14 protein-coding genes are annotated in these 11,529 nt (G+C 64.3%); 6 read left to right on the forward strand and 8 right to left on the reverse strand.

Going from position 1 to position 11,529, the window contains the following annotated elements; translation table 11 throughout:
• From BLW84_RS49985 to BLW84_RS49345, 3 genes are all read right to left on the reverse strand, one after another.
• Positions 1–314, reverse strand: a 314-nt coding sequence (locus BLW84_RS49985) for a helix-turn-helix domain-containing protein (protein ID WP_342743182.1), incomplete at its 3' end; no start/stop codon positions are given.
• Between the two features lie 419 nt (positions 315–733).
• Entirely contained in the window at positions 734–1,093 is a 360-nt protein-coding gene (locus tag BLW84_RS28500; RefSeq protein WP_245761443.1) for a hypothetical protein, read from the reverse strand.
• 663 nt (positions 1,094–1,756) lie between these two features.
• Positions 1,757–1,957, reverse strand: coding sequence for a hypothetical protein (locus BLW84_RS49345; protein WP_245761444.1), 201 nt, complete (start codon positions 1,955–1,957; stop codon positions 1,757–1,759).
• Between the two features lie 1,092 nt (positions 1,958–3,049).
• Between BLW84_RS49345 and BLW84_RS28520 the strand changes: the two genes are divergently transcribed.
• On the forward strand, positions 3,050–3,943 hold the full coding sequence (locus BLW84_RS28520) for a helix-turn-helix domain-containing protein (protein WP_093271342.1): 894 nt from the start codon (positions 3,050–3,052) through the stop codon (positions 3,941–3,943).
• Positions 3,944–3,948: 5 nt separating this feature from the next.
• Positions 3,949–4,170: a DUF397 domain-containing protein gene (locus tag BLW84_RS28525; RefSeq protein ID WP_093271345.1), complete on the forward strand. Its 222-nt coding sequence runs from the start codon at positions 3,949–3,951 to the stop codon at positions 4,168–4,170.
• A 163-nt stretch (positions 4,171–4,333) separates the two neighbouring features.
• Here BLW84_RS28525 and BLW84_RS28530 read toward each other — a convergent pair whose 3' ends face one another.
• A complete protein-coding gene (locus BLW84_RS28530) occupies positions 4,334–5,215 on the reverse strand; it encodes an aminoglycoside phosphotransferase family protein (protein ID WP_093271566.1) in 882 nt (293 codons plus the stop codon).
• Positions 5,212–6,537 (reverse strand): NsdA family TPR-like regulatory protein, encoded by a 1,326-nt coding sequence (locus tag BLW84_RS28535; RefSeq protein WP_245761445.1) that lies wholly within the window; start codon positions 6,535–6,537, stop codon positions 5,212–5,214. The genes BLW84_RS28530 and BLW84_RS28535 overlap by 4 nt, the downstream gene beginning before the upstream one ends.
• Before the next feature lie 253 nt (positions 6,538–6,790).
• Here BLW84_RS28535 and BLW84_RS28540 point away from each other — a divergent pair, with 253 nt between their 5' ends.
• The 4 genes from BLW84_RS28540 (at position 6,791) to BLW84_RS28555 (ending at position 8,562) form a co-directional block, all read left to right on the forward strand.
• Complete coding sequence (locus BLW84_RS28540) at positions 6,791–7,198, forward strand: hypothetical protein (RefSeq protein WP_093271347.1); 408 nt, start codon at positions 6,791–6,793, stop codon at positions 7,196–7,198.
• Between the two features lie 203 nt (positions 7,199–7,401).
• On the forward strand, positions 7,402–7,611 hold the full coding sequence (locus BLW84_RS28545; RefSeq protein WP_093271350.1) for a hypothetical protein: 210 nt from the start codon (positions 7,402–7,404) through the stop codon (positions 7,609–7,611).
• Between the two features lie 112 nt (positions 7,612–7,723).
• A complete protein-coding gene (locus BLW84_RS28550) occupies positions 7,724–8,233 on the forward strand; it encodes a hypothetical protein (protein WP_093271354.1) in 510 nt (169 codons plus the stop codon).
• Positions 8,230–8,562, forward strand: coding sequence for an RNA polymerase-binding protein RbpA (locus BLW84_RS28555; RefSeq protein ID WP_093271356.1), 333 nt, complete (start codon positions 8,230–8,232; stop codon positions 8,560–8,562). The genes BLW84_RS28550 and BLW84_RS28555 overlap by 4 nt, the downstream gene beginning before the upstream one ends.
• A gap of 375 nt (positions 8,563–8,937) precedes the next feature.
• Here the strand turns inward: BLW84_RS28555 and BLW84_RS28560 are convergent, their stop codons facing one another.
• From BLW84_RS28560 to BLW84_RS49350, 3 genes are all read right to left on the reverse strand, one after another.
• Positions 8,938–9,828: a hypothetical protein gene (locus tag BLW84_RS28560; protein ID WP_143061130.1), complete on the reverse strand. Its 891-nt coding sequence runs from the start codon at positions 9,826–9,828 to the stop codon at positions 8,938–8,940.
• Between the two features lie 612 nt (positions 9,829–10,440).
• Positions 10,441–10,830 carry an integrase core domain-containing protein gene (locus tag BLW84_RS48480; protein WP_245761446.1) on the reverse strand — a complete coding sequence of 130 codons (390 nt, stop codon included), beginning with the start codon at positions 10,828–10,830 and terminating at the stop codon, positions 10,441–10,443.
• The gene (locus BLW84_RS49350) at positions 10,830–11,507 is read right to left on the reverse strand and encodes a hypothetical protein (RefSeq protein ID WP_245761447.1); all 678 of its coding nucleotides are present in this window, start codon (positions 11,505–11,507) and stop codon (positions 10,830–10,832) included. The genes BLW84_RS48480 and BLW84_RS49350 overlap by 1 nt, the downstream gene beginning before the upstream one ends.
• Positions 11,508–11,529: the final 22 nt, after the last annotated feature.

Consider the following 11,529-nt stretch of genomic DNA (forward strand, 5'->3'; position numbering starts at 1 on the left):
AGCTGCTCATTGGACAGCCTGGGCATCCGCCCGGCACGACCGGCGCCCTCCAGCGCCTCGTGGCCACCTGTCAACCACGCCCGGTGCCACTTCGATGCGGTCTGCTGTGATACCCCCAACGCCGAGGCCACATCGACCTGCCGCTCGCCCCGCTCGAACATCTCCGCCGCCCGCCTCCGCCGCTCACGCAGCGCCTCGAAATCCCGCCTAGCGGCGCCAGATTTGTTCTCACGGGACTGCTTACCCGTCGATCGTGAAGACCTCGCCACGCCACAATCATCCCACCGGGCAACACAAACCAAGCACAACGACACACCCTATAACCAAAAGATCATTAAGTGATCTTGCGTCCAAGAGTACGAGCCGGGCTCGACGACAGCGAGTTGGATGGGCACACCGACCACGAGGACTACGAACGCCGTGATGCCGAGCACGATGAGGCATTCGCCGAGGCAGTCCGTGCCGAAGCCACGGCCCAACGCGACCGACCACTGTAGCACACACGCTGACCTGACGTTGCGGTCAGCGGCAGCTGGTCCCCTTGTGCTCTTCCCGGTGAGAACAGTTGTCACGTAGAGATCAGCGAAAGCTACGGCTTGGGCAGGAATCGCAGCGCGAGCACCGCTGCCACGCAGATGGCGGCTGAGCATGTCATTGCGGCATCACTCACCGCTTCGGCGAATGCCCCTAACGCCTGCTGGAGTACTCGGTTGCCGGCGGCTGGAAGGTGGCTCTACTGGCCCGAAGTCCAGCTCGGCTGGCGGGCCAGATCGCGAGCGCCACCAGCTGCATGCGCGTGGGATCCGGCGGGGTTCTTGTGTGCTCGTGGGCAGGGGTCGGTGAGGACGGTCCACCAGGTTTTGGTGATGTCGATGCACACCGGACCTGCCTGCAGGTGATGTTCGAGGTCCTGGACGACCGGGGTGGCCAGCCAGTCCGGCAGGGCCACGGCGTCGACTGCTTCGCCGGTGCGCAGGGTCAAGCGGCGGTGTACTGCATCGAAAGTCACCGACCAGCCCAACTTCAGCCGGTACCAGTCCGCGGCGGCGACCAGATCAAGCCGCCGGGCGTCGGCGGCTTCCCTCGGTGGCATACCGAGGATCCTTCTGTGCTGGGGTGGCATGGTGGTCTTCCCGTTCCTTGTTTGACGATGGCCACTTCGCGGAGTTCGTGGGTACGGATTGGTGGTCCACGCCGAACTCGAAAAACACCCCGAAAAGCGGTGTTCCGGTCCGGCGATGGCGGGATCGGGCTCCTGGTGCCGCCAGCGGAGCGTGTGTCGAGATGGCTTCGCGTACGGCGGCCCGCAGCCGCCCAGCTTCCATCGGCGTCAATGTGATCGGCCCGGGCCGGCTCGCCGTCAGCGTCACCCCGGTCGGCGCCAACCCCACGTACAGCCGAGCCCTTCTTTCCCGTACGTCGTGGCAGGAGATCGTCCATGTGTAGCGGTCGTGCGGACGCCCAAGGCGGAAGAGGACTGCCAGCACTGAAAGTCCGCGGCTTCGGCACCACATCGACCTCACTCCTCTGCTGGGAACCTGGTGGGCCACTTGCGTCGGAAGTTCACCGCGCTCGGCCCTGAATTTTGACAGGACCTGTCATCAGGGGCCGAGAGCAGGCGACAACCCAGGGCGCACACCGGCGGGTGGGCGTCGCAGGTCGGTCCGCGAGGCGAGCTCGGCGGGATCTGGTCGGCCTGTGATCGTGAGGTAGCCGACGCACTGCTCGCACCGGGGTAGTGGGCTTTTGGGTGGCTTCATCGCGCACGGTGGCTGGATCCAGCCCGGCACCTCGCCACGGGAATCCACTCGCCGGGCTGTACTTCGGTCATCCGCGCGTATCCGTCGTCGACGCCGGGGATGTGCACGGTGGTTCCAGCAATGTTCGGCCACCAGTTGAACAGCACGTCCGCCGCCAGCTGTTCCAGGAACTCCTGGGAGAGGTGAACGGAAATCACTGCGTGCTCCTTGGGAAAGGGTCCGGCCGGCGACACGTCATCGTGGTCATGGCTGTTCGGGGGTACAGCCCGGCGACGTGTCGCCAGCCGGCGGCTCGGCTCCCGGGCCGGGGGAGTGCTGGGAGCTGAGCCAGATCATGGGGTTAGCGCAGGGCGTGACGCGGTGCGTCGGTCTCGTCGAACAGGGCTCGCCGTACCGAGAGGTAGGGCTTGCACGGGGTTTTCGGTCGCCGCCACGGTTTCTGCCATCGCCACAAGCTTCGAGAACATGCTGGGCACTCACCGATCTCGTTCGGCTCGTGTTCGGCCATCAGGGTCCGCACGGCGTCGATGAGGTGCGGCACCTCCGAACGAGCAACCGCGGTCACCGCCCGGTCATCACCATCGCTCACCACTCGCGCCACGTCGTCCAGACGTTGCCGCACCGATGTGTAGAGCTCCCTCAGAAACACGTGCCACCCACCACGATCGTTCGAGGCGTGGGGTCGTAGTTCGCGTGTGACTCCCAGATCGCCTCCCGGGCCGCAGCGAGCAAGTCGCGAAGCTGCTCGGCGTTCACCTCGAACCACTCACCAGGCGGCGACTGCACACCCACGCGGCCATGGGTGAGAGGGAGAACCCGTAGGCCCCGGTTGCGGCCCATTACGTCGGTGCACCCGACCTCGTGCCCTTGGTTGTTGAAGATATTATCCTCTGTGGACATTCGTCGCCTCCATTCCAGCGAAAGCCAGAGCCCGTTAACTCGTCTTGAAGAGGCCCCGGTTGACTGCACTTCGTCCGACGCGGTGCGATTGCCGAGGCCACAGTGGAGCGGTCCAGTTGGCGGTGCCGCACGGTGAACGCCATCGCCTCTGGGGGAGGGGCGCTAGCGAGGTGTCCGCTGGTGACCGGTAGCGGTGGACAGGCGTCTTCCCGTCAAGTCGACCGCGGAGTCCGGGCTCGAAGGCCTCCAGATAAACTGGATGTACATCTTGTACTCCCTTGTTCGTGCTGTGCCGATGTAAACGACAATAAAACTGTAAGTACAGTCTGTAAATACAACTTTCTGGTGACGTCGTACCACTGCTCAGTGTCGATACGGAAAGGACCGGGATGTCAACATCATCCGCGGCGATCACGATGCAGCAGCGCCAGCTTGGCAACGAGCTTCGAAAGCTCCGCGATGCCGCCGGCCTGACGCAGGAGGAGGCAGCTCAGCACCTCGGGAAGGCGCACAACAAGATCAGCCGTGTGGAGAACGGCAAGGTCAGCATCGCCAAGGTGGAGCTGGAAGCGCTCCTTTCGCTCTACCAGGCTTCGGAGAAGGACAAGGTTTGGTGTCGCGAGTTGGCCAAAGGCGCTCGGCGCCACCGCGGTCGACCACGCGACGAGGCGGCGCTCTATCTGGGACCGAAGTGGTTCCGCGCGTTCCGAGACTTTGAGCAGAGCGCGACCCAGGTGATGATGGTGGCCTCCGAGGTAACCCCAGGGATCTTGCAGACTGAGGACTACATCCGTGCGATGTTCGCTGGCCGGGGCAACGACCCCAACGGAAAGGCCGTCGAAGACACCGTTCGTATCCGCCAGGAACGCCGGGCGATCCTTACCCGCGAGAGCGCCCCGCACTTTTCATTTGTGCTCAGCGAATCCACGCTGCGCCGCCAGATCGGCGATCCCACGGTCATGCGCGAGCAGCTGGCCTACCTGGCGGAGGTTGCGCTCCTGCCCAACGTCACCCTCCAAGTCATCCCGTTTAGCACCCGGTCCTACGTCGACGTCGGCTACGACTTCGTCATCTTCCGCTTCGACCAGGACACCAGCACCGACATCGTCTACATCGAGATCTACGGCGACGCGATCTACATCGACAAGCCGCCCGAGGCCGTACGCCGCTACACCGACTTGCTCAGTCAGCTCTACGGCATCGCCTTGGGGCCGGTCGAATCGCGTAACTTCGTGCTCGAAGTGGCCGACCAGCTCGCTGGAAGCAACGTAGGGAAGGACTGAGCCGCATGGCCAGCACAGATACCGATTGGACCCAGGTCGAGTTCACCAAGTCGTCCTACAGCGGTACTGACCAGGGCAACTGCGTCGAGCTCGCTGCCTTAGCCGGGATCGTTGGCCTCCGTGATTCGAAGCTGGGCACAGCCAGCCCTGTTCTCGAGTTCACCGAGCGCCAGTTCCACGGTTTCCTGGCAGGTGTGAAGGCCGAGGCGTTCGACGGGCGCCGGTAGGACGCCCCACCTCGCAGGCGTGCCCTACGCAGGCGCAACTCATCGCGCCTGCGTCGGGCGGCTGCCTGTCGGCTGGACCGGGGCGATCCGCTCGGAATGGGTGCTTGATCAGAAGGCTGTCCAGCTTCCTTCGTCTCGGCGATTTTTGATCCTGACTTCGCGTTCATGGGACGGGGTGCCACCCTGGCCAGGGTCGGCTTCCGTGTTCGCCGCGTAGGCAGGCGAGGCGGTGGGCCAACTGGGGTTGGATCGCGGGGTTTGTGCTGGCGATCTGTGCTGCCATAGTGGTCATCCGCAGCTCGCGGATGTCTCGTAGGACCTCGAAGCCGTCCCACTTTGTGACGTCGTAGCCGTAGATCTTGCAGTAGGCAAGCCATGCTTCAGAGTCGATCATTTGCGTTGTGACGTACCCGACCGCGGTCGACACGAGGTCCCACTCAGGAGGCCCGAACGAGCAGCGTTCGAAGTCATGGAGAACGGGGCCGGCCGCTGTCAACGCGACGTTTCCCCGCCATGCGTCCCCGTGGACGACACGTCGGGTCATACCTTCCGGCAGGTCAGCGTAAGCGCTTTCAAGCTCAGACAGCCGTTGGCTCATCCACGCACGATCACCCGAGGACAACGCGCGCGCGTTGTCGATCCGATCCGCCAGACGAACGAACGGAGCCAGTTCGGGAAGGCTGAACCCGGGAGTCGGAAGGCTGTGAAAGTCGCGTAGCACAGTAGCGACGTCGGAGGTCGTTCCTTGGCTGTGTGGTGGCAACTCATGCCAGAACGTGACCGCGCGACCGAAGGCGGCGACAGGCTGTTCGACGTCGCGAAGAGGGCGGACGGCAGCCACGCCGTTATCCTCCAGCCAGGTGGCGACTTTGATTTCCTTTGCCGCCGCCGCGTCTTGGCCTGATCGTGCGATGCGTGCGACTACGCCGTTGGGAAGACGGAAGAGAGCGTTCTCGCCGAGCCGGATCACCTCGGCGCCGGCGGCCCGCAGGCCGACCCGGGTGCTTGCTGCGTTGAGCACTGCTGCAAGAGACAAGTCGTTCATGTCGTCGCCACTGCGGAACCGATCCGGCTGCAAAGCTCGGCGACCTCGTCGAGGCGCACATGGGGCTTGCCCGCCCGGCGAAGTTCCCTGAGATCGTCAGCTGCTCGCCGTGACTTGATCGGCCCCGCCTCCTGAAGCGCTTGGGTGCCTAGTTGAGCGGCCTCGGTTGGGTCGCCGGCGACCATCGTCAGAGATGCGAGCTTTGTCTGACTGATCACACGTGATCGAGCGTGGGCGTCGGCGTGTGCAGCCACAGACGCCGCGAGACGGCTTCGAGCCTCCGTGATGAACTGTCCACGCACCCCGAGTTCCCACAACGCATGTCCTGTGTCGCCAGCATGCTGGGCAGCGTCGTAGTACATCATCCATGGTGGGTTCTCTGCTGGATTCGCGTTGCTGAATGAGTCATCGGCGAGCCCGACCGCGGTCAGGGTGTCCTGGGTCCGACCGAGCTTTCCGAGAGCACGGGCTCGGGCGGTGTGCAGCATGGCGCGTTCAGTGGGTACGAGCCGGTCGGCTCGAACGAGCGCCAGTTCGGTGTAGGTCAATCCTGCGTCAGGGTCTCCACACCAAATCGCCTGCCGTGCCATCGAGGACAGGACTTTGGCACGCAGGTGCCAGTCTCCGGCCTCCTCGGCGCACGCCAGAGCAAAGCGGAACATACGGTGGGCGTCGTCATGGGCGTAGGCGTCAAACGCCATAAAACCTGTGACGTGAGCTAGATATCCAACCGCCGAGAACAAGTCATTCCGAACTGCTGGAGCGCACCGTCCGTTGAGAAGCTCCGCGGAATAACGCAATTGCGAGGCTACTGCTTCCCGGACCAAGCCACCCCCGTAGCGAGCATCCCAGCCGCCGAAGGCTTGGGCGGCGGCACGAACGTCTGCCACCTCGGACGCGCCAACGACGGATGGAACTGGAGTCGGCTCGCTAGGGGCGAGCATGTCGAGGATCGAAGGGCCGACTAAGGCGGCAGTGCTGACGCCGACGGCCGCACGCAAGAATTCCTGACGGTCCACGTCAGCCACCGTAGAACGGCTGCGTCGAGGACGTCGAAACCCCAACTCCCGATCGGTACGGACTCCGAGTACTGCGCGTAGTCCTGCGCGCCGGTCGGCGTCTTGTGGCCATCGGATCTTTCCCTGTTCAAGTTTGCCGATGTAGTTCGCGTTCAGCGCGGTCACGCGAGGTGGGTTTGTGTGCTCGTAGACCCACGTGTTGACCAGGTCGGCAAGCTCTTCGCGCGAAAGCGCTTCGCCCGTTGCATTCGGTGACGCGGAGCGCTCACGGGCGCGGCGAAGTAGATCGTTGGGCTCAGACACGGTTGTTCTCCTTGAAGGGCGGAGCGTGCCCATGTTTGCACAATGAGTAACCGGCGTCACGTTTGAAGCTCCCAGCTATCCTCCCGCAAACATCCCCTTGACAACCCAGTTATGCACCGTTCCGGTGCCTCCACATCACCGGCAGAGTCGGCTTCATGTCGGGACGTCGGACAGCAGAGACGGAGGCTGCACAGGTGCTATGGGCGCGCAGTGAGCCGGCGAAAGCGATTGCGGCAGGGGAGGCATCAGTTCGATGACCAATCCGGCGAACACCTTCCTCGAGCTCGGCATGCTGCCTGCGTGGCTCGAACAGCACATCCAGGCGATCGAGGACACATGTCGAGCTGGATACAGGTTTCTCTACCTTCCGAACTTGGAGAACCTGACGATGTTGCAGGCATTCCACTCCGCGCATGGGGCCACTGACTGGTACTGCGCGGGCTCGGCGACGGAAGCGATCGGGTCTCGGTTCGTTCTCGACTTCGGTCGGCCGCGCCAGTTGTGGCAGGCGTGCGGTTCGGTCACTGACGTGATCGGCGAGCTGCTGCAACTGCCGCCGCACGGTTCCCCGGGCGCCCCGAGCCTCGCGCTTTCGGGACCCAGCGACCTGTGGGTGCCCCCGCTTGCGCGGTCGACGTTCGGCGGCATCGGCCTTTCCTGACGCCGCTGCGCGGTGATTGCGTTCCTGTAGCTGGGTTTTCTAAGAGGGCTCGGCCGTTGGCGCCGACGGCTCGTGACTGTCGGATCGAGCAGCCTCCCCGCGCTTCTCAAGGGACTCCTTTGCGGACGGTGAGGTCCTAGAACCGGCTGGGAAGCCGGTGCCCCCGTCCGGTACCACCCGGCCGTTTTCAAGAGGAGGAAAGCATGTTGGAAGAGTTGAGAGAAGTTTCCTGTCGCGATCGCGCCGGCCGGGATGGGGACGTCGTGGTCGGTCGCATGTCCTCGGCCGTGTGGCTGCGCGTGGCCGGCGAGGAGCGATTGCTGGACATCGGGCAGGCCGAGGAGTTGTACGTTGCCATCGGCATTCAGGTCGCAGCCCTGCAGACCGCGCGCCGTGAGGCGGTGCGGGCATGAGCGATCTGACGTTCGCCTTTCTGCTCGTGGTGGTTCTCGCCGTCACGCTGGGAACGGGTTTGTGGTGGCTGCTCCTCGGCGGAGTGGATTCGGAGCGGCCGGAGGGAAAAAAGTGAGCCACCCGCGTCTGCCGATCCGGTCATCCTCCACGGAACCGGCCGAGATCGACGACTTGACGTGGGTGGCGAGCCCAAGCGAGTCCGTGATCCACGCCCGCGGCCCCGGCGACGGTCTGCTGTGCGAGCACGAGGTTGTAGAGGAGCCGGAGACCTGTACCGGGTACCTCCCGGCGTCCCGCTGGCCTGGCTACCAGCCGCACCTCGCGTGCCTGGCCGCTGCTCCGCCATGGGTCACCGATCTCGTGGAACCACGCGCTGCACGTCCGTACGGAGAAGAGGAAACGGTCACGGGACGGCGCGCCATCGAGAGGGTGGCGACCCTGCAGATGCCGGGCCTCGCGAAGCGCATCAAGTCGTTCGAGCGCGCGATGGCTGTGCCGCCGACCAGACCCGCCAACGAAAACGGCCCTGGCAGTTCCTACCTGCCAGGGACGCGAGCGGAGTCTAGCTGGACGCTAACTGGCGAGTCGACCATGCCGGACGTGCTCGGGGAGGTCGCGTGAACCTGCGCGACCACGGCATCGAGCCCAGCCTCTCCAAGGCAAGCGATCAACGTGCAGCACCGCGCCGGGTGGTGCGCTACGCCTGCCCCAAGAACCACGAGTTCGAGATGCAGTTCTCCGGCGACGCTGAGGTACCTCCGGCCTGGGAATGCCGTATGCACGGCACCGAGTCGTTGTGCCTCGACGGCGGCGAACCGGAGCAGAGGATTGCTAAGCCGCCTCGTACCCACTGGGACATGCTGCTGGAGCGACGCACGCTCCCGCAGTTGGAGAACCTGCTCGCCGAGCGGCTGACACTGTTGTGGAAGCGGCGGGTGAATGCGCGTTGAAGCGTGCCGAGTCGACACTTGAAAAAATCGTCCCCTTTTCGATTCTCTGCTTCGTCCTGCTCATGCTCGCCTTCCACCACGGATACCAGCAAGGCGAGCTCGACGGCTACGACTACGGCCGACGATCGTGCAGGTTTGAAAGTTCCCCATGATCTCGACCCGCTACCGGTATCACCACACCGGAGTGCGGGCCGTGGCCGGGTGCTGCTCCAACGACGTGGCGACACCCGGAATCTCCAAGAATAGTCGCAGTCGGCACAAGCGACCACACGCACCTTCGAGAACTCGTCGCCGCAACCGACATGCCCGTCAGCGATCCGGCAATCACTCGCTACCGCGAGCTGATCAGCGAAACGCCGTGAACGCCCGCTGCAATCAGCGGCCGAGGGCAGCGATCAGCGCCTCTGCTTCACCGGTGGCCGCCTCATGCAACGGCGCCGGAACCGAGGAGTCGTTGATGATCTTCGCCAGGCAGAACAACGCCATAAGCCGGCCCGTGGACGTTTCCAGATCGGCCCGCCGCTCGCTCCACACACGGTTGGCCAGCACGGGAATGGTCAGCGAGCTTGCCCACAGGTTCGCGGCGTCCAACCCCCTCGGGGCCAGGCCGTGGTCTTCCCAGTCCAAGATCCAGCACTCGCCAGGACCGGTGAGGTTGGCCCAGTTCAGATCGGCATGTGCAGGAACCCACGGATCGCCGATGGACGTGTCGACCCGGCCCGGAAACGCCCGCTCGATCTCGCGAGCCACGAGCCCTTCGGTCATCACCTCAGTATCCGGGGTGGCAGTCCGGGTCGTGTGCTGGCGAGCGAGCGCATCCAAGGAGGTATTCAGCGTGGCCCACCAGGCATCGGAAAGCGCGATGCCTTCGCGAAGAGGACCGCGCTGGACTGGGGGCTCCGCGATGAGTTGCACCTCGTCGGCACGCCAGAGGGTCATCTCGTCGAAATCCTGCCAGCACAGCGAGCGGTACCACGCGGGGTTGGCGATGCCGTCCAGGAGCGCGGCGGCCTCCATGCCATTGGCCGTTTGCCCTTGTTCGGCGATCTTGGCGATAGAGCGACGCTCGATACGCACCCACGTTCCCCGGTCGGTCCGAGCTCCTGCTGAGCGCCGCTTCCGCACCACCGCATCAGGCGCACGGTCAAGACACACACCGAACCCGCGCTCCACACGACCAAGAACGTCCTCAATGGACTCCTTGCGCAGATCGCGAGTCGCCGGAGAAACGGCTGCAGCGATGGTCGTATCGGCCAACGAGATCATGCTCCTTCGCTCGACATGCCCGCATGCGAAGGTACCAGCAAAAATCACGGCCCGTCATGGTCGGTGACTATCTGCGCGCAGATCGCACTTCGTGATCTTGATCTGATCGGGCGATGTACGGCGAACTTGGCATCGGGTGCTCCGCAGGCCCTCCTCCTCCAGAGGGGCCGCGTCATCACAGAACCGCACGGCGCTCGGTCGACGACGCTTACAACGCCCTTCCCGACGAATGGCAAGATCAATGGCCGTCGGAATCGCACTGGCGCCAAGAGCCCTACAACCAGGGCAAGGAAAGCGCCGACGGCTACTACTTCGTGTTTTGGTCGCTGACTGCTCGTCGCTATGGCCCCCGCAGGTTCCCGACGTCTTTCGACAGGTCAACCGGGTGGGTTTATGTCGACGAAACGACGCTGCAGCCGACGTGGACACCCGAACAACAAACGCGCCCCACGTGCGGTCAAGTGGGCGTTCCACGGCAGCGTCGGTGACACCGCCGCGGGTCTTGAACTGGTCAAGAAGATCGCCGAAGAACTCCGGATCCCGGATGCCGGATGCCGAGTCGCCGGAGCCTGTGAGGTTCCAGAAGTCGGCTACCAACGATGACCAGCGGTTTTACGCTATGCGCTCATACTCGTTGATCAAGCCACCCAGGGCCGGTCGGCGCTTGATCTGCTCATGGCGGAGGTCCGCAAGGGGGTGGATTGGCCGTGGCGGGCGAAGTTCGCGGGCACGGTGTGGCCGGCGACCGTTGTAGTGCCGGACGTACTCCGCAAGCACCGCACGCGCGTGCCGTTCACCGAAAATCAACAGACGGTCGGTGAGTTCGGCTCTGACAGTGCGTACGAACCGTTCGGCGAAACAGTTCACCAGCGGGCACCGCGGGGGAGTCATGACTACGCCGATGTCCACATCGGCAAGGACCGCATCGAACGATGCGGTGAACTGGCCTGCCCGATCTCGGATGAGAAACCGGAATTCGGTGGCGCGATCGCCGAGGTCCATCAGCAGGTTGCGTGCCTGCTGAGTGGTCCACGCCCGTCTGGATTCGTCGTCGCGCCGAGCAGGTGCACGTATCGGCTGCCGGCTTCCAGTACGAAGAATGCGTAGATCCGTTTGAGGGTGACCGCGCAGTCGACGTGGAAGAAGTCGCATGCCAGCATGGTCGACGCCTGGGTGCGCAGGAACTGCTGCCAGGTCGTATCCGTGCACCGGCGTGGCGCCGGTGGGATGCGTACTCGTTTGAGGACGCGGCGGATCGTCGAGGCACCCACTCGATAGCCGAGCCTGAGCAGTTCGCCCTGGATCCTCTTGTATCCCCAGGTGTGATTTTCCCTGGCCATTCGCTCGATCAACACGGCGATAGCGTGATCGACGGGCGGGCGCCCGGTGTGGTTCGGGTACGTCCACTTCCTGGCTACCAAGCGGCGATGCCAGCGCAGGAACGTGCCCGGGGTGATCAATCGGTGGGCCCGCAGCACCTTCGGTAGCAACCGGATCAGCGCGGCGAAGACCGCCCGGTCGGCCCAGTTCATCCGGGGTTTCGGGTTGGTTCTGCGCAGTACGGCCACCTCGTGACGCAGCACCAGGATTTCGACGTCTTTGGACGCCGATGAGCGGCCGAGCAGCGACAACCGGCCCCCGATCCGCACGAAGATCAGGTAAAGCAGGCGTAGTGACATGACCTGCGATCATGGCCTGTCT

It is taken from the genome of Saccharopolyspora shandongensis (assembly GCF_900106995.1).
GTDB lineage: Bacteria > Actinomycetota > Actinomycetes > Mycobacteriales > Pseudonocardiaceae > Saccharopolyspora > Saccharopolyspora shandongensis.